General features: G+C 74.9%; 14 protein-coding genes and 1 pseudogene. 7 read left to right on the top strand and 8 right to left on the bottom strand.

Translation table 11 applies throughout. From position 1 onward, the window contains the following. Positions 1-2 precede the first annotated feature (2 nt). Complete coding sequence (locus tag ACIRJT_RS35745) at positions 3-776, bottom strand: phosphodiesterase (RefSeq protein WP_403917894.1); 774 nt, start codon at positions 774-776, stop codon at positions 3-5. A 167-nt stretch (positions 777-943) separates the two neighbouring features. On the opposite strand from ACIRJT_RS35745, the gene ACIRJT_RS35740 reads away from it, so the two are divergent. Both ACIRJT_RS35740 and ACIRJT_RS35735 read left to right on the top strand, forming a co-directional pair. Then, a complete protein-coding gene (locus ACIRJT_RS35740) occupies positions 944-1,657 on the top strand; it encodes an antibiotic biosynthesis monooxygenase (RefSeq protein WP_403917892.1) in 714 nt (237 codons plus the stop codon). A 122-nt stretch (positions 1,658-1,779) separates the two neighbouring features. Next, complete coding sequence (locus ACIRJT_RS35735; protein WP_403917889.1) at positions 1,780-3,255, top strand: hypothetical protein; 1,476 nt, start codon at positions 1,780-1,782, stop codon at positions 3,253-3,255. 79 nt (positions 3,256-3,334) lie between these two features. Here the strand turns inward: ACIRJT_RS35735 and ACIRJT_RS35730 are convergent, their stop codons facing one another. Together ACIRJT_RS35730 and ACIRJT_RS35725 are read right to left on the bottom strand one after the other, a co-directional pair. Further along, positions 3,335-5,722, bottom strand: a complete 2,388-nt coding sequence (locus tag ACIRJT_RS35730; protein WP_403917886.1) for a protein kinase — start codon at positions 5,720-5,722, stop codon at positions 3,335-3,337. Continuing rightward, entirely contained in the window at positions 5,719-8,079 is a 2,361-nt protein-coding gene (locus ACIRJT_RS35725; RefSeq protein WP_403917883.1) for a PQQ-binding-like beta-propeller repeat protein, read from the bottom strand. Before ACIRJT_RS35725 ends, ACIRJT_RS35730 begins: the two co-directional genes overlap by 4 nt. Positions 8,080-8,849: 770 nt before the next feature. Between ACIRJT_RS35725 and ACIRJT_RS35720 the strand changes: the two are divergent. Then, positions 8,850-9,146 (top strand): annotated as a pseudogene (locus tag ACIRJT_RS35720) (TROVE domain-containing protein); the annotation flags it as partial. A gap of 85 nt (positions 9,147-9,231) precedes the next feature. Next, the gene (locus tag ACIRJT_RS35715; protein WP_003969918.1) at positions 9,232-9,462 is read left to right on the top strand and encodes a hypothetical protein; all 231 of its coding nucleotides are present in this window, start codon (positions 9,232-9,234) and stop codon (positions 9,460-9,462) included. Between the two features lie 110 nt (positions 9,463-9,572). Here ACIRJT_RS35715 and ACIRJT_RS35710 read toward each other — a convergent pair whose 3' ends face one another. The 3 genes from ACIRJT_RS35710 to ACIRJT_RS35700 form a co-directional block, all read right to left on the bottom strand. Continuing rightward, on the bottom strand, positions 9,573-10,811 hold the full coding sequence (locus ACIRJT_RS35710; RefSeq protein ID WP_403917881.1) for a TerD family protein: 1,239 nt from the start codon (positions 10,809-10,811) through the stop codon (positions 9,573-9,575). A gap of 75 nt (positions 10,812-10,886) precedes the next feature. Next, positions 10,887-11,108, bottom strand: coding sequence for a hypothetical protein (locus tag ACIRJT_RS35705; protein ID WP_403917879.1), 222 nt, complete (start codon positions 11,106-11,108; stop codon positions 10,887-10,889). Between the two features lie 108 nt (positions 11,109-11,216). Beyond that, entirely contained in the window at positions 11,217-12,026 is an 810-nt protein-coding gene (locus tag ACIRJT_RS35700) for an NAD-dependent epimerase/dehydratase family protein (RefSeq protein WP_403917876.1), read from the bottom strand. Between the two features lie 208 nt (positions 12,027-12,234). Here ACIRJT_RS35700 and ACIRJT_RS35695 point away from each other — a divergent pair, with 208 nt between their 5' ends. Further along, entirely contained in the window at positions 12,235-13,197 is a 963-nt protein-coding gene (locus ACIRJT_RS35695; RefSeq protein ID WP_403917873.1) for a 5-dehydro-4-deoxyglucarate dehydratase, read from the top strand. Continuing rightward, entirely contained in the window at positions 13,194-14,369 is a 1,176-nt protein-coding gene (locus ACIRJT_RS35690) for a hypothetical protein (protein ID WP_403917870.1), read from the top strand. The genes ACIRJT_RS35695 and ACIRJT_RS35690 overlap by 4 nt, the downstream gene beginning before the upstream one ends. Here ACIRJT_RS35690 and ACIRJT_RS35685 read toward each other — a convergent pair. Continuing rightward, positions 14,355-15,641 carry an MFS transporter gene (locus ACIRJT_RS35685; protein ID WP_403917868.1) on the bottom strand — a complete coding sequence of 429 codons (1,287 nt, stop codon included), beginning with the start codon at positions 15,639-15,641 and terminating at the stop codon, positions 14,355-14,357. The genes ACIRJT_RS35690 and ACIRJT_RS35685 overlap by 15 nt on opposite strands. Positions 15,642-15,794: 153 nt before the next feature. Here ACIRJT_RS35685 and ACIRJT_RS35680 point away from each other — a divergent pair, with 153 nt between their 5' ends. Further along, complete coding sequence (locus ACIRJT_RS35680) at positions 15,795-16,379, top strand: YdeI family protein (protein WP_403917865.1); 585 nt, start codon at positions 15,795-15,797, stop codon at positions 16,377-16,379. 134 nt (positions 16,380-16,513) lie between these two features. Here ACIRJT_RS35680 and ACIRJT_RS35675 read toward each other — a convergent pair whose 3' ends face one another. Beyond that, complete coding sequence (locus tag ACIRJT_RS35675) at positions 16,514-17,965, bottom strand: peptidoglycan D,D-transpeptidase FtsI family protein (protein ID WP_403917864.1); 1,452 nt, start codon at positions 17,963-17,965, stop codon at positions 16,514-16,516. Positions 17,966-18,053 lie beyond the last annotated feature (88 nt).

The following is an 18,053-nucleotide window of genomic DNA, read 5'->3' as shown; positions in this document are numbered from 1 at the left end:
GGTCAGCCGTCGCACACCGGCACGGTGTGGGTGACCCAGTCCGTGCCGGGCGGCCCCTTGGGCAGTACGTGCAGCAGGAAGGCCGCCGGCTCGTCGGGATAGCCGGGCACGCCCTCCCGCAGCGTCAGCCCGCTCTGCCGGTACGTACTCGGCGCGACGGCCACCGTGCTGCCCGCGAAGGACGCCGTGACCGGGCGGTGCACATGGCCCGCCAGCACCCGCACGACCCTCGGATGCGCGGCGACCACCTCCGCCAGCGCGGGTCCGTCCGCCAGGCGCATCGCGTCCAGGAACGGAATGCCGACCGGAACCGGCGGGTGGTGCAGACAGACGAGGGCCGGTACGCCGGGGCGCCGGGAGAGGTCCCGGTCCAGCCGGGGCAACTGCTCGGGACCCAGTCGCCCGCCCGGCGCACCGGCGACCCGCGAGTCCAGGACCAGGACGGTGAACGCCGGGTGCTCCACCGCGTACGACGTCAGTGTCCCCCCGCCCAGGAAGCGCGTCCCGCCGAACGCGCCCACGAGCGCCTGGGGCACGTCGTGGTTGCCCGTCACCAGATGCAGCGGCAGCGGGAACGCGTCGACCTCCTCGCGCAGCGCCGCGTATTCGCCCGGCTCCCCGCGCTCGGTGAGATCACCGGTGATCACGACGCAGTCGGGGAGCGGGTCCAGGGCGAGCACCCCGCGCAGGGCCGCCCGCAAGCCGGCGGCGGGCGCCGCCGCCCCGGGACCGGTCGTGAGGTGCGGGTCGCTCAGGTGCGCCACGGAGAGGGTCATGCCTCCACCTTTCCCCGGCCGCCTCCGGCCGCACCCGAGGCGCTCACGCCGTGGGCGAACGGGCGCGGCACGCCTTCCGGGAACGGTCTTGACCTCGACCGGACTTGAGGTGTGATCGTGAGGGGCACCAGGCACCGACCGGTGCGCGTGACGAAGGGAACTCCGCCATGACCACGCACTTCACCGACCGCCCCGACCCGGCCCGCGCCGACGCGCGGATCGCCAAGGCCAGCACCTGGAACGTCGGCACACCGCAGCGCCGGCGAGACGCCGTCGACGCCATCCGGAAGGCGTGGGAGAGCCGGGAATGGCCGCACCCGGGGCTGCTCTCCTACAGCGTCCACGAAGGGGAGGACGGGGTGACCCTGCTGCACTACTCCCAGTGGACCGGCGAACAGGCCTACCAGGACTTCGTGCGGCAGGGGCGCGACGTCCGCAACGCCGAGATCGACGCCGCCGTCCCCGGCATCGAACGCCTCGGACTGCACACGTACGAGCTGTACCGCTCCGGCCTCCGGGCCGAGGGCGACACCAGGGAGACCGGCTGCGTCGTCGTCGTGGACGTCGAGTTCGACGGGCCCGACCCGGCCCGCCAGCGCGACTGGGTGGACGCGGTGTTCGAGGCGCTCGGCGAAGAGGCCGAACTGCCCGCCGGCGGCATCGCCGCGCACTTCCACGTCAGCACCGACGGAGCCCGGGTCCTCAACTACGCCGAGTGGGAGAGCGCCGAGCACCACATCGCGGCCCTCGCCGCACCGGGAGAGGGCGTCGGCTCCCCGTCCCCGCTCTGGGAACGCGTCCGGAAGTACCCGGGCATGACCGGCGGCGGCGTGCACCGCTACACACCCGCGCTCAGCATGGAACCGGGCGCGGGCGCATAGGGGCGCGCCGGGCGGTATGTGGTGAAGCGGCGGGCGGCACGCGGCGCATTGCGTCTAGGCTTGGGCGGCTGAACCGCGTACACACTCCGTACGCCCCGAGCACGCACCGAGGAGAACCCCCGATGTCCGCAGAGCGCCCCTCCCTGCCGCCGGTGCGGCTGAACTCCGAGGCCGAACTGGCACGGGACGCGCTCGCCGCTCCGCTGTTCGTCCGCGCCGTCAAGCTCGCCCGGTGGGCGGGACCGGGCAGCCGGGTCGGGGCCGGTGGCGAACTGGTCGAGGACCAGCTGCCGGCGGCCGCCGAGCACCTCGCCCTCCCGGCCGACGAGGACGGCGCCGCATACGCCAGCGAGGCCTGGCGGCTCGCCGTGGACACCGGCCTCCTCGACGTCACCGACCCCGGGGAGGAGGGCGAGGGTGCGGACGGCGACACCGAGGGCACCGCCACCGCGGGCGAGAACCTGGCCCTGCTCACCGGCGGCTCGCCGCAGGATGTCCTGTCCATCTGGCTGGACGGCCTGGACGCCGTGCACGCCGATGCCACCGCGCCCGTCCTGGACGACTTCGCGGACCTCGTCGGCGAGGACGGCTCGATCGACTTCGACGCCCTGGACTGGGACCCGGAGGCCGAGGCGGAGTTCCTCGACGGCGTCCTCGGCAACCTCTACCTGCTCACCCTCGCGGACAACGGCGCGGGCGAAGGGCCGGTGCCGCTGCCCGCCCTCGCCGCGTCGATGATCGTCCCCGACGACATGGGCGAGCCCACCGACGACATCCTGGAGCGGGTGTCCGAGGCGATGATGCGCCTCGACGACCAGTTCCGGCTCCTCGAACCCATCGGGATCGTCGAATACCACCCGGTCGACGAGGCGTTGCTGGTCGAGGAGGGCGAAGCCGCGGACGCCGCCGGCGCCGACGACGAGGACGTCACCCGGTACGGCATGGTCAAGCTCACCCCCCTCGGCCTCTACGGCATCCGGGCCCGGATGCTGGAGGCCGGGGTGGACGCCCCCGCCGTCGGCGACCTCGCGGGCAAGGGCGCCGACGTCCTCCTCGACGGCATCGCCCACTACCCGGAGTCCGCCGCCCGCGCCGAGGTCAAGCTCTGGCTCGCGGGCCACGGCGCCAAGGGCGCGGTGGCCGCGGCGGCCGAGCTGCTGGCCGCCGCGCGCGGCACGGACGAGGGCGGGCCGCTGCGCCGCCTCCACTGCCAGCAGGCCCTCGCCCTGGCCGGCCCCGAGGCGGAGCCCGCCGTACGCGCGGTGCTCGGCGACCCGGAGCTGGGCGGCCTGGCCCGCGTCTGGCTCGCGGAGCGCGGCGCGGACGACGTGCCCGTCCCCCCGGAGGACATGATCTTCTGGCTGGCCATCGACACGATCGCCGCCCAACTGGACGCGGACGGCGAGCTGGACGAGCTCCAGGGCCTGATCGAGGGGCTCTCGGCCCAGCACAGCGGCTTCTTCGACGAGGTCTGGCGCGTCGACCACCCGGCCACCGCCGATGTCCTGGAGGCCATGGGCCGACTGCACAGCGACAAGAAGGCCGCCAAGGACGCCCGCAAGGCCGCGTTCAAGGCCCGCTCGCGCGCGGGCGGTTGAGGGCATGAACGCCGGGCCCTGAGCGGCGTTCGGCTGAAGAGCTCTGCTCCTGCGGAGCAGCCGTCAGCGGTTCGCGGCCTCAGGAGTCCCGTACCGGCGCGGCCGTGTGGTTGTACGCCCGGATCTCCTTCGTGCCGATGCGGGCGTACCAGCCGGACGGGTCCGCGGCGAGGTCCCGGACGTCGGTGACGCCCCAACCGCGCTGCACCGCGCCCCGGTTCACGTCCAGGGCCCGGCACAGCTCGCCCGTCGCCGCGTACACCGTGCCCCCGGCCACCACCGGCGGCACCTGGCCGACTCCGCCGAGCGTGGCCGCCCAGCGCTCCTCGCCGCTGTGGAGGTCGAGACGCTGGAGGACCCCCGCCCGCGCCCAGTGAAGCAGTGATCCGCCGGTCGTCACCGGGGCCCGGACGCCGCCCGTGCCCGCGGGCCAGCTGGTGTCCAGGCCCACCGTCCCCGCCGACCAGAGCTCCCGGCCGGTGGCGGGTGCGTAGGCGTGGACCCGGCCCCCGGTGGTCAGCAGCACCGTGGATCCGGCCGCGGCCAGCGCGCTGGAGCCGGAACTCGGTCCGTCCTTCAGCGCGGCGGCGGCCAGGCGGCCGCCGTCGCGCGCCCGGAGGAAGTGCAGGGCGCCACCGAGGCCGAGCAGGACGAAGCAGCCCGCCGCCGGGATCGCGGCCAGAGCGGCCACCGGGCCCTCGAACTCCTCGTACGACCAGCGGAGTTCACCGCTGACCGCGTCGACGCACCGGATTTTCCCACCGCCCTCGTCGGCCAGCAGCACCGACCGGTCCAGCACGGCGGGCGGCCGGACCTCCGCCGTGCCCCCGGTCCAGCGCCGCGCACCGGTACGCAGGTCCACGGCGTTCAGCGTCGGCGCGTCGCCGTCCGCCGCGAAGCCGGAGACCAGCACCCCCGAGGCGACGGCGAACCACAGGGGGACCGGGTGCTCCGCGGGCGGGCCGAGCGGTTCGCCCGTCGCCAGATCGAGGGAGCCCAGGCCCACATCGGCCGCCGCCAGCACGGAACCGGACACCCCCCACCGCGTCGGGGCGGTCTCCTCGGCGTCGGCCAGCCATCGGCGCCCGGCGTCACGGACCCGCCGCGCGGTGACGTATCCGCCGCTGCTGCCCGCCTCCCCGACATCGGGCTCGGCGACGCCGTGCACCAGCAGCGAACTCCCGGCCGACCGCAGCGCGTCCACGGTGGTGCCGTCGAACGCGGGGGCCAGGGTCCAGCGCAGGGCGCCCTGCCGGGCGCTCCCCGGCCGGATCCGCAGGGGGTCCTCGGCCCACTCCTCCTTCCCGCCGGCCCCGCCGCTCCGGCGGATGGCGTACGTCACGAGCGAGGCGAGCCCGCCGCCCCCGGCCAGCAGCAGACCGCGCCGGGCGAGCTCTCCGCGCCTGGCCGCCGGGCTCCTCACCACGGGCGGCGGTGGCAGGGCGGACCGTGGGCGGGGGCGGGCCGGGCCCGGTGCCGGGGCGGCCCGGGTCGCCCTCCGCGGGCCGGCGGGTGCCGCGGCGGGCCGCCCCGCCGCCTCGCCCAGGACCAGTGAGCGCAGCGGCTCCGCGCGCCACCACAGCTCCGGATGCGGATCCGCGGTCGCCCGCAGCAGCTGGTCCACCGTCGGACGCAGGCCGGGATCCTTCTCCAGGCAGGCCGTCACCACCTCCCGTAACCCGTCGGGTACGGCGGAGAGGTCCGGGTCCTCGTGGACGGCCCGGTAGAGCAGCACCGCCGGGGTCGCCGAGCCGAACGGGCTGCCTCCGGTGGCGGCGAACACCAGCACCGCCCCGAGCGCGAACACATCGGCGGCCCCGGTCACGGCGGCCCGGGTCACGCCCGCCCCGCTCACCGCCGCCCCGGCCACCGCCTCCGGGGACTCCGCGCCTGCGGTGACGACGGCCCCGGTGATCTGCTCGGGGGCGATGAACCCCGGCGTACCGACGACGTCGCCCGCCCCGGTCAGCCCGTGGTCGCTGATCGCGCGGGCGATCCCGAAGTCGATGACCCGGGGCCCGTCGGCGGTGATCAGCACGTTCGACGGTTTGAGGTCGCGGTGGACGAGCCCCGCCCGGTGGACGGCCTCAAGCGCCTCGGCGAGGGCCGCGCCCAGGGACCGTACGGCGGAGGGCGCCAGCGGTCCGGTCTCCGCCACCGCGTGCCGCAGCGTGACGCCCGGCAGATACGCGGTGGCGAGCCAGGGCCGGGACGACTCCGGGTCCGCGTCGAGCACCGCCGCCGTGTGCGCCCCGGTCACCGCACGGGCGGCGGCGGCCTCGCGGCGGAACCGTTCACGGAAGTGCGGATCGGCCGCCAGGTGTTCGTGCACCGTCTTCACCGCGACGGTCAGCCCGCCGGGCGTCCGGCCCAGGTAGACGGTGCCCATGCCGCCCGCCCCGAGCCGGCCCAGCAGCCGGACGGAGCCGAGCCGTTCGGGATCACCGGGGAGCAGGGGGCCGGTCACGCGGACTCCGGTCCGGTGAACGTCTGCACGGTCCCGCCGGCACAGACGTGGAGGAGACCCCCGCCGGCGGCGGCGAGGAAGGGCCCGTCCTCCTCCACGGGCACCGACCACAGCCGGCGCTCGCGGAGGGCGTCGAGGGCGTGCACCCCCCAGAACGCGCCCTCCCCTAACTTCTTCTCGCGGCCCGGCTCCGGCCCGGTGGCGTACAGGGTGCCGTCCGCCACCAGCGGCGGCGCGTCGTCGATGCCACCGTCGCCGCCGCCGGAGGCGAGCCGCCCGACGTCCGGGCACCTCCAGCGGACCCGCCCGCTCCGGGCGTCGAGCGCGGTGACCCCGCCCGCCGTCGCGGCGTGCACCACGCCACCGGTCGCCGCGGGCGTGACCGTGGGCGACCCTTCGAGGGTCCGCTGCCAGGCGGTGCGCCGGGCCGCCAGATCGACCGCGACGATCCTGCCGCCGCGCGCGTAGTACCGGGTGCCGGAGGCGCCGGGGTGGGCGTGCGGATACGGGGCGCCGCCGGGTATCTCCGGCTCCGGCCGCGGTGTCGCGCCGGAGGTCCGCAGCACGAACAGCGGTTCCTCGGCGGGGGCCCCGTGACGGGTGGGGAGGCGGAGCGCGACGGCCAGCCGGCCGCCCGCCGCGTCGATGCCGGTCACCGCGGCCCGCGTCCCCTCGTGGAACCAGCGGGCCTCTCCCGTACGGGAGTCGAACCCGTAGGCGCGCCAGGGGCGGTCGCCCAGGGAGCGCTTCGACCACAGGGAGGCGTCGGAGGCGTAGGAGACCAGGGCAATCGTCCCGCCGTCGACGGCGAAGAACGCCGACTGGCCGTCGGGGGCGGTGGACGTCCGGGCACCGGGCGGCCGGTCCGGGAGCACCGACCAGCGCCGGTTGCCCGTCCGGGCGTCGAGGACGAGGAGTTCCGGTACGAAGAGCAGCCCGGAGAGCAGCAGGTGCACCTGGTCCCCGAGCGGCCGGACGGCCGTGACGTCCCGCGCCGGATACCGCCAGCGCACCGCACCGGTGGCCGCGTCGAGTGCGGTCACCGCGGCCGCGTCCGTGACGAGGAGTGCGCCGCCGTGGCGCAGCACCCGGCCGGTGGAGCCGGGGTCGCCGACGGTCCTGGTCCACAGCAGACGGCCCCGGGCCCAGCGGTTCCGCGGCGCGGACGAGGCTCCCCGGGCGCCGGCCGGGTCGTCCTTCTCGGTGCGTCGGAGCAGGGCCGCGCCGCCGAGAAGACCCCCTGCCGTCACGAGCGCGGCCCCGCCGAACGCGAGCAGCCGCCGCCGGGCCGGCCCCCGGCCCGGCCAGGCGCCGTACGGGACGGCGTCCTGCGGCGCGACCACGCGACGGGTCCGGTACGGGACGGCGTCCGCCGGGGTGCGCGAGGCACCGGAGGCGGGGAGGGCGGGGGCGGGGGCGGGCACGGCGTCGGCCGGGGGGCCTGCCTCGTCCGCGCCGGCCGGGGCGCCCGCGTCGTCCCGTCCGCCGTCCGCCACCAGCGCCGCGACCCTGTTCTCGTGGTCGCGGACCAGGCCGGCCACCGGGTCCCGCTCCCACCACCCCCGGCCGGCCGGGGACCTCTCCGCGCACCACTCCAGCACCTCGGCCACGGTGGGACGCCCGGCCGGGTCGCCCGTCAGACAGGAGGCGAGGAACGCGCGCCACTCGCCGGTCGGGGCCCCGTCCAGATCGGCCTCGCCCCGCACCGTCCGGTACAGCACCTGGTGCGCGGGGCCGGAGCCGAAGGGAGGTCGGCCCGTCGCCATCCGGGCGAGCAGCGCCGCGAGGGCGAACACATCGGCGGCGGGGGACGGCTCCTCGTCGGCCGTCAGCAGTTCCGGGGCGATGAACCCGGGTGATCCGATGACCTCACCGGTGCCCGTGAGCGTCTCGTCGGCCGCGCGCCGGGCGATGCCGAAGTCCAGGACCTTCGGGCCGCCCCGGGTGAGCACCACGTTCGCCGGCTTCAGATCGCGGTGGACCAGCCCGGCCCGGTGGATGCTCGCCAGCGCCTCCGCGAGCGCCGCGCCCAGGCCGGCCAGCGGCCCCGCGCCCAGCGGCCCGAGCGCCCCGGCGGCCCGGGTGAGCGTCGGCCCCGCACAGAACTCGGTCGCCAGCCACGGCTGTACGGCGTCGGGGCCGGCGTCCAGCACCGCGGCGGTGAACGGACCGGCGACCGCCCGCGCGGCAAGCGTCTCGCGCCGGAACCGCTCCCGGAACAGCGGGTCGGCCGCGAGGTGTTCATGGACGGTCTTCACCGCCGCGAGCCGCCCCGATGCCGTCCGGGCCAGGTGGACCCGTCCCATGCCGCCCTCGCCGAGCAGTGCCACGATCCGGTACCCCGCGACCCGCTCCATGTCGTGCGTTCCCCCTCATCGTGCCACCGGGCCGGGCACGATCACCGCGGGCCCCTTCTGTGCGACGCCCGCGCCGTCCGGTTCGGTTGCGTCCCCGAGGGCTCCCGTCGCGCTCTCTTCGTGGACGGGGCAGGCGCCGGGGCAGGGGCCGTGGCAGGGGCCGGCGAAAATCCTTCGCGTGCGACCTGGCCGTTCCCTAAGGTCATGGACATGCACCCCCGGTGCGAAGGCGGCGGCTCCTTCCTCGCAACGAAATGTGCCGCAGCCACTGGTGATCTCGGGGGCGCGAGCGCCGGGGTGCCCGGTGCGCAGGCGACGGATACTTCTCTGGATCCGAGGGGCGCGGGTTCGAGTCCCGCCCGGCTCCGGTCGGTGGCTTCAGTCGGTCAGAGCATCGGATTGTTCTCCGTCGCCGACTCCTGATCTCGGGCACCCCGTTCCGCCGCCGCGTCCCTCCCCAGGAGCTCGGGGGAATTCTTCCCATGGCCCGTTTCAACTTCCACACCCACAGGTCCCGGTCCACCGGTTCCGTGCCCACCTCGCCCGTCGCGACGACCGGCGCGCTCGCGCCCAACCACCAGGGCGGCACCGGGCACGCGCGCGACGCCCGCTCCGAACTCTTCCTGCTCGCCGTCGCCGACTTCGTGGCCCAGGGCACCTTCTACGAGGGCGGGGACCAGCGCGACGACCGGTTCGCCGCGCTCGTGCGCCGCCTCGCCGTGGAGGACCCCACCTGGACCGCGGGGCTGCTCCACTGGCTGCGCCGCGACGGCCGCTTCGGGATGCTGGGCGGCACGAACACGGCGGAGGCGGTGCGGCGGCATTACCGGGACCACGACCGGGTGCTCATCGTCACCGACGAGCAGGTCGCGGACACGCGCCGTGGCGACGCGACCCGGAGCGTTCCGGACACGGTGCCCGTCTACACCTGGAATCTGGCGGGATACCGGCTCGGCCACGCCCCGTCCGGCGAGGGAAACCGCCACACGTTCGGGGGGCTTTCCGACGCGGCGTTCCGCATGGTTCCGCTGCTGGAAGCGGGAGGAAGCGCTGACTGGCCGTGGTGAGCGCTGATTACGAATCCGGCACGTCTGGGGCCCCGGGCCCCGGCGGGCATGGCGTCGGGCCTTCACAGGGCGCATACTCGACGTAATGAAACAGTCAGCCGGATCCCGGCGTCACCTGCCTTCCAGTCCCTTCAACCGCCCGGCCCAGGAGGCCCCACCGGTCGAATGCTTCGATGTGGGCGACAGGGTGTCGCACGACCAGTTCGGGCTCGGCAGGATTCTTGCTGTCGAGGGCGACAACGACGCAGTCCTCATCGACTTCTCGGGGCGACAGGGAAGGATCCTGAGCCCGTACTCCAAGTTGACCAAGCTCTGAGACGCGAGACGAGCACGAGCAGCGTCCGTCTTCTCCGGATCCGGGGCGCCTGAACCACTTCAGGCGCCCCGGACTCCGTCGCGGCCCTCCGAGGGAGGGCCCACTGCGGGCTACAGGGACTTGGCGGCGGGCTTCACCATGCCCCGCACGGTGCGCGACTTCACGAACTCGCCCATCGCGGTCATCTCCCACTCGCCGGTGAACTGCTTGATGAGCTTGGCCATCATCACGCCGGTCTGCGGCTCGGCTCCGGTGAGGTCGAAGCGGACCAGTTCCTCGCCGGACGCGTCGTCGATCAGCCGGCAGTAGGCCTTGGCCACCTCGTTGAACTTCTGGCCGGTGAACGAGTTCACCGTGAAGACCAGGCCGGTCGCCTCGGCGGGGATCCGGCCGAGGTCCACCATGATCACCTCGTCGTCGCCCGCGCCCTCACCCGTGAGGTTGTCGCCGGAGTGCTTGATCGCCCCGTTCAGGATGGTCAGCTTGCCGAAGTAGCAGCTGTCCAGGTGGTTGCGGTTGGGGCCGTAGGCGATCACCGACGCGTCCAGGTCGATGTCCTTGCCGCGGAACGCGGGCTCCCAGCCCAGGCCCATCCTGACCCGCGAGAGCAGCGGGGCGCCGCCCTTGACGAGGGACACGGTCTGGTTCTTCTGGAGGGTGACCCGGCCCTTGTCCAGGTTGATCTTCCCGGAGCCCGCGGGCGCGGCGGGGGCCGCCGGGGGAGCGGGCGGCGCGGCCGGAGCGGGCGGGGCGATCCGCGGGTCGACGGGGGCGGCGACCGGAGCGACCGGGGCGGGGGCGACCGGGGCGGGGGCGGTCGGAGCCGGGGCGGCGACCGGGGCCGCGGGCTCCTCGACCGAGACGCCGAAGTCCGTCGCGATCCCGGCCAGCCCGTTCGCGTAACCCTGGCCGACCGCGCGGGCCTTCCAGGCCCCGTTGCGCAGGTAGATCTCGATGACCACGAGCGCCGTCTCGGCGCCCAGCTGCGGCGGGGTGAAGGTGGCGAGCGCGCTGCCGTCGTCCGCGTTGCGCACGGTGGCGGTGGGCTCGACGCCCTGGAAGGTCTGGCCCGCGGCGTCCGGGCTCGCGGTGACGACGATCTTCTCGATGCCCGGCGGGACGGCCGCGGTGTCCACCACGATCGCGTCGGGCGCGGAGCCCCCGCCGGAGCGGTAGGTCACGCCGGGGCCCGAGGGCTGGTTGTAGAAGATGAAGTCGTCGTCGGAGCGCACCTTGCCGTCGGCGGTGAGCAGCAGGCCCGAGACGTCGAGCCGCACCGGAGCGGCGACGTCCACCGCCACGCGGGCGGCGGAGAGAGGGATGTTCGAGCCGGGGGTCATTGCGGTCATGCACGGGGTAACGAACGACCCGGCTTTGCCGTTCCCTTACCTTCGGCCGTCCGGAGCACGGCCGCGGAAGGGCTCTCAGCGGCGGTTGCGCGGGTGGTCGCGGGCCGTGCGCTCGTTGCCGTGCTTGTACGCGCCGGTCCAGCGCGCCATCACCAGTTGGGCGTCGCCCGAGCCCACCTCGGCCAGGAACTTCGCCGCCCGGCCGCCGCGCAGGGTGCCCGCGGGGCGGCCGTGGTGGGTGATGGTGACGCTCTGGTCGCCGTGCTGGTCGTACTGGAATCCGGAGGGTCTCGGCATGGCCCGTATCCTGCCCGCCCGGCCACGCCCGCGTCGCCCGGATTTCCGCCGCCCGGCGCCCGTCGCGCCTCCCGCCCGACCTCCGCCCTCCCCGCCGCTCGGGGCGGATCAGTGCGGCCAGATCGGCGGGTCGGTCGCGAAGTGGCCGCCCACGCGGGCGTGCGCCGGGTTGTCCGGGTCCAGCTCGCCCTGCTCGGCGACGAGCTTCGCCGCGTACGGCTCCGAGTCGTCCAGCGGCCGGTAGCCCAGTGCCAGCGCCGGTGCCAGGTCCCACCACAGGCGGGTGTTGGCGGAGGAGCCGTAGACGACGGTGTGCCCGACGTCCTCGGCGGTGAGGGCCGCGTGGAACAGCCGTGCGCCGTCGCCGGGGCTCATCCAGACCGACAGCATCCGTACCGAGGTGGGCTCGGGGAAGCAGGATCCGATGCGCACGGAGACCGTCTCCAGCCCGTGCCGGTCCCAGTAGAGCTGGGCCAGGTCCTCGCCGAAGCACTTGGAGAGCCCGTAGAAGGTGTCGGGGCGGCGCGGGGCGTCCAGGGGGATCGGCGGACCGCCCGGAGCCGGGCGCGGGGTGTGCCCGATGACGTGGTTGGAGGAGGCGGCCACGATGCGCCGGACGCCCTCCTCGCGGGCGGCCTCGTAGAGGTGGTGCGTGCCCTGGATGTTGGCGCGGAGGATCTTGTCGAACGTGGACTCCAGCGAGATGCCCGCCAGATGGATGACCGCGTCCACCCCGCGCACGGCCTCGCGCAGCGCCTCCCGGTCGTTCAGGTCGGCGGTGATCGCCCCGGGCTCGCCCTCCACCGGCACCAGGTCGAGGAGTCGCAGGTCGTATCCGTAGGCGGGCAGCAGCCCCCGCATCAGGGTGCCGAGGCCGCCTGCGGCGCCGGTGAGCAGGACGGTACGGGGAGCGGTCATACGGGGATCTCCTCGGGGCGTACGCGGGCGCTGTGCGCAATCCTGGCTGGCATTCACATGCGTGGACAAAGTAAGGAGCGGAGATGGGGTGCGTCAAGAGCCTGCGGCCGCCTTGACCTGCCATCGAAGGCTGCCTTAGCGTTGTGATGTTCAGAAATATGGACGCCGATCAGAATTGTGCACGCCTGTATCCGCTCAGGGAGCGCCCGTGACCTCAGCCCCCCTTGCCGCCCGGCTCAGCGAAGTCGCCGGGCCGCTCTTCTTCCCCGTGACCGCGTTCGGGCCGGACGGCACCGTCGACCTCGCCGTCTTCCGCGCCCATGTGCGCGCGGGGATCGACGCCGGAGCCGCCGCGGTCTTCGCCTGCTGCGGCACGGGCGAGTTCCACGCGCTGACCCCCGAGGAATTCCGCCTCGCGGTCGCCGCCGCCGTCGAGGAGAGCGCCGGACAGGTCCCCGTCCTCGCGGGAGCCGGTTACGGCACGGCGCTCGCCGTCCAGTACGCGCGAGCCGCCGAGGACGCCGGGGCGGACGGACTCCTCGCCATGCCGCCCTACCTCGTCGTCGCCGACCAGCGAGGACTGCTGAAGCACTACGCGGCGCTCGCCGCGGCCACCGGCCTGGAGACGATCGTCTACCAGCGCGACAACGCGATCTTCACCCCCGAGACGGTCGTCGCCCTGGCCCGCACGCCCGGCATCATCGGGCTCAAGGACGGCCACGGCGACCTCGACCTCATGCAGCGCATCGTCAGCGCGGTCCGCACCCACCGGCCCGACGGCGACTTCCTCTACTTCAACGGGCTGCCCACCGCCGAACTCACCGGCCCCGCCTACCGGGGCATCGGCGTCACCCTCTACTCCTCCGCCGTCTTCGCCTTCGCCCCGGACATCGCCCTCGCCTTCTACCGGGCCCTGGACTCCGGCGACGAGGCCCTGGTCGACGGGCTGCTCGACCACTTCTACCGGCCGCTCGTCGAACTGCGCGCCAAGGGCCGCGGGTACGCCGTCTCCCTGGTCAAGGCCGGTGTCCGGCTCCAGGGCCTGGAGGTCGGCGAGGTCCGCACCCCGCTCACCGAACCGCCCGGCGCGCACATCGAGGACCTCATCGAGATCATCGCGAGCGGCCGCGCCCTGCTGGCGGAGCACACCTCAGCGGGAGGCGGTGCGTGAAGGCGGGCGCGTTCCTCTACCCGTGGGACGTCGTCGGGGACCCGGACGCCGCCGCCCGGATCGCGGACCTCGGCGTACGGCAGGTCACCCTGGCCTCCGCCTACCACTCCACCCGGGCCCTGACCCCGCGCCACCCCGCCCACCGCGTCGTCACCGCCGAGCACGCCGCCGTCCTCTACCCGCCGGACCCGGACCGCTGGGCGGGGCGGGCCCTCGGCCCGTACCGCCAGAGCTGGACGGCCGGCGACGATCCGTACGGGGAGGCCGCGGGCGCGCTGGCCGCCGCCGGTCTGGAGGTGCACAGCTGGGTGGTCCTCGCGCACAGCTCGCGGCTCGGCGCGGAGCACCCGGACACCTCGGTGGTCAACGCCTACGGGGACCGCTACCCCTGGGCCCCCTGCATCGCCCGCCCCGCCGTGCGCGCGTACCTCGTGGACCTCGCGGCGGAGGCCGCCGCCCGGCCCGGTACGCGCGGGACCGAGCTGGAGTCCTGCGGCTGGTACGGCTTCGCCCATCTGCACGCCCACGACAAGGTCGCCGGCGTGGTCCTGGGCGAGGCGGCGCAGTACCTGATGTCGCTGTGCTTCTGCCCGGAGTGCCGCGAGGGGTACGGGGAGGAGGGCGCCGACCCCGGCGACCTGTCCGCCGCCGTCCGCCGCGCCCTGGAACCGGCCTGGTCCGGCGGCGGCTCCCCGGAGTCCGGCCGGGACGGCATCGGCACGCTGCTCGGTCCCGAACGCGCGGACGCGACCCTGCGGTGGCGCGGCCGGGTCGCCCGCGCGTTCCAGGAGGCGGCCGTCACGGCGGTGCGGGCGGCGGCCCCGCCCGGCTTCCAGGTGCTGCTGCACGCCGACCCCGTCCCGTACCGCACCGGGGCCAATGTCGGCGTCGAGACGGACCACATCCTGGCCGTGGCCGACGGCGTGGTGCTGCCCTGCACCGGACCCGACAGCGCCCGGGAAGCGGTGCTCGGGCCGTTCGCCGGCCGGGGCGGTGTGCGCGCCGCCAACTTCGGGATCGTCACCGGGATGGGCGGAAGCCCACGCACCCTGGAGCGCGACGCGGCCCACGCCGCCTCGCTCGGCGCGGACCAACTGCGCCTGTACCACGCGGGGCTCGCCTCGGGCCCGGACCTGGAGGCGGTCGCCGCGGCGCTCTCACGGCTGGGGTGAGGCGGGGCCGGACGCCCCTGCGGGCCCGGACGCCCCTGCGGGCCCGGACGCCTCTGCGGGCCCGGACGCCGACGCGGGGGAGGTGCGGCGCCGTGCCGACCCCGCCACCAGCAGCGCCGCGGCCACCAGCCCCGCCGCCCCGCAGGCCGCTGTCAGCACCCGAACGTCCACCACCGCGACGAGCCCCGCCCCCACCGCCAGGGCCACCGCGTTGGGCGCCGTCATCAGCGAGCCCGCCGTCGCCGCCGTCCGCCCCAGCACCGCGTCCGGCGTCTCCCGCTGCACCGCGGTCATCGCCGCGATCAGCACGCACGGCAGGCCGAACCCGATCGCCGCGCTCGCCGCCAGGGCCACCACGTCGTGCGGCAGCGTCCGCGCACCCACCGCCAGCGCGAACAACGCCATCCCGCCCGCCGCGAACACCCGCTCCGGCAGTCGCCGCAGCAGCGGCCCCACCAGCAGCCCCACCGCCACGGAACCCGCGCCCTGCACCGCGTACAGGACCCCCGCGTACTCCGGCGTCCGACCCAGCACGTCATCGACGTAACCGAACGTCACGGCCCCGTTCACCCCCGCCAGCAGCATCGTCGCCGCCCCCGCCGTCACCAGTGGGCGCAGCACGGCCGAGGCACGTATCCGCCGCAGCCCGGCGAGGAGTTCACCGCGCCACGCTTCCACCGGGGGCCGCGGGGCCTCCCGCGCCGGCAGCCGGGCGAAGATCAGAGCGGCCAGGGCGCACGTCGCCGCGTCCAGCAGCGCCACGGCCGGGCCGCCGAACCGCGCGTACAGCCCGGCGCCCGCCAGCGGAGCGACCAGCTTCATGCCCTCGTTGGCCGTCATCCGCAGTCCGTTGAAGTCCGCCAGCAGCGAGGCCCGCACGGTCCCCGCGACGAGCGCCGACTCGGCCGCGTCGAGCAGCACGCCGCTCGCCCCGTAGAGGACCAGCACCACGAAGAGCAGCCAGACGGTGCGGCCCGAGTCCACCAGCACCAGCGCGGCCAGCAGAGCGGCCATCGCCAGGTTGACCCGGACCAGCAGCTTCTTCCGGTCCATCCGGTCCGCCAGCGCGCCGAGCGCGGGCCCGACCAGCACCGGGGCCCACATCGCGCACACCGTCAGCGCCGCCAGACTGTTCGACCCGGTCAGCGACTTGACCCAGATCCCCGCCGTGAGCCACATCGCGGACGTACCGAACCCGGAGACGACCACCCCCGCCAGATACCGCCCCGCCGTCGGGTCCCGCAGGACCCGCACCACCGCCGGACCGCCCATGCCGCCGCGCCCTCCGCCTCGTGCTCAGCACCCCGTCCGTGCGGGCCGTGCGGCTCATGCTCCGGGGTAAGGCGCTGCCACGGCATGGGGTGGATGCCCTAGGTTCCGCCCGGCCGGCCGCACCCGGGCGCGGCCGGGGCCGGCCTGGCCCGCATGAAGGAGCACAAGGGGGTGGAGGCCGTCGCGTTCCCGGACGCGGCCGCCTTCGAGGAGTGGCCGGCCGAGCACCACACCAGCCGCGAGGGCGTATGGGTCGAGGTCGCGAAGAAGGCGTCGGGGATCGCGTCGGTCACCGCTGACGAACTGGTCGACGTGGGGCCGTGCCGGGGCTGGATCTCCGGGCAGCGCCGGGGCCTGGACGACCGGTACTACCTGCATGAGTACGGGCCGCGGCGACCGAGGAGCCTGTGGTCGCGGGTGAACGTCGAGAAGGTCGCGGCCCTGGCGGCGGCGGGCCGGATGCGGGAGCCCGGCCTCGCCGAGGTCCGACGGGCCCAGGAGGACGGCCGCTGGGACCGTGCCTACGCGTCGCAGGCGGCGGCTGTCGTCCCCGACGACCTCGCCGCGGCGCTCGCCGCGGACCCGGCGGCCCGTGCGGCGTTCGACGGGCTCGACCGGACCGCCCGCTACCTGGTGATGCTCCCGTTCCTCCAGGCCGTGACACCGCGGACGCGGCGGACACGGCTGGAGCGGGCGGTCCGGGATCTGGCGGAGGCGCGGCCCGCGAGGGAAGGGTGATCGCACCGCTGGAACGTCCGGGCCACCGGGCCGATCGCCCGGCCGGTGCGGTCGTCACCGCTCCGGGCGACCCTGTTGTCGCCGCTCCACCCGGACCGGCGGCGCCGGTCGTCACCGCTCCGGCGCCCCTCGCGTCACCGCTCCAGCGCCGCCCTCATCGTCTTCTGCGCGATCGGCGCGGCCAGCCCGTTGCCGCTGATCTCGGAGCGCGCCGCCCCGGAGTCCTCGACGATCACCGCGACGGCGACCTCCTTGCCGCTGTCGCGGTCCTTCGCGTACGAGGTGAACCAGGCGTACGGGGTGCTGCTGTTGTCCACGCCGTGCTGCGCGGTGCCCGTCTTGCCGCCCACCTCGGCCCCGGGAATCCGGGCGTTGGTGCCGGTGCCCTCCTCGACGACCGTCACCATCGCGCTCCGCAGCTGCTCGGCGGTCGACTCCTTCACCACGCGCTCGGTGTCGCCGTCGGCGGTCTCCTCCAGCACCGTGCCGTCCCCGTCGGTCACCTGGGAGACCATGTGCGGTGCGGCCAGCTCACCGCCGTTGGCCAGCGCCGAGGTGACCATGGCCATCTGGAGCGGGGTCGCGGTGACCTCGAACTGGCCGATCCCCGTCAGTGCCGTCTGGGCCTTGTCCATACCGGTCGGGTAGACGCTCTTCGCCGCCCGCACGGGGACGTCCAGCTTCTCGGTGTCGAACCCGAACGCGTCCGCCATCTCCTTGACCTCGTCCTGGCCGAGGTCGGCGGCGGCCTTCGCGAAGACGTTGTTGCAGGAGTACTGGAGCGCGGTGCGCAGGGTCGCGTTCTCGCAGGGAGCGGACGCGTTCTCGTTGGGGAGCACGGTGGTGGTGCCGGGCAGGGTGTACGGGTCGGGGCTGTCGGTGCGCTCGTCGACCGAGCCGTACAGCCCGTTCTCCAGCGCGGCCGCCGCGACCACCAGCTTGAACGTGGAGCCCGGCGGCAGCGGCTGCCGCATCGCCCGGTTGACCAGCGGCTTGTCCGGGGCGTCCAGCAGGGCCTGCCAGGCGTCCTGGTCCGCCGTCCCGCTGATCGTCGAGGGATCGTAGGAGGGGGTGGAGACCATGCCGAGGATCCGGCCTGTCCTCGGGTCGATGGCCACCGCCGCGCCCTTGGTGTCGCCGAGCGCCTCGTAGGCCGCCTTCTGGACGTCCGGGTCGATCGTCGTCAGCACGTTGCCCGGGTCGGCCTGCCCGCCGGTGAGCAGGTCCTTCGGGTCCTTCAGCCGGTCGTCCGTGCCGTCCAGGACGTCGCTGTAGATGCCTTCGAGCTGATTCGCCCCGTACGCCTGCGAGCTGTAGCCGGTGACCGGCGCGTACAGCTCGCCCCGGGGGTACGTGCGCTTGTACCGGAGGTCGCCGCCACTGGTCCCCTTCGATCCGGTGACCGGCGAACCGGCCACGATGATGTCCCCGAGCGGCTGCGCGTACTGCGCGATGGTGTTCCGCCGGTTGTGCTCGTCGTCTGCGAGCGCCTTGGCCTGGTAGCCCTGCACCCACGTCGCCCGCACCAGCAGGGCGAGCACCATGAGCAGACAGAAGACCGAAGCGCGCCTGATTGTCTTGTTCATCCCGCTGGAGGGACGAGCGGGCGCGCTCCGGTCGTTCCCGAACGTGCCGCTTCTCACCGATTTCTCACCCGGCGCGCCGAGCCGCGTG

This window comes from Streptomyces sp. NPDC102283 (assembly GCF_044766265.1).
Classification (GTDB): Bacteria; Actinomycetota; Actinomycetes; order Streptomycetales; family Streptomycetaceae; genus Streptomyces.
Note: the sequence above shows the minus strand (reverse complement) of the source record. Positions and strands in the feature narration are given on the sequence as shown.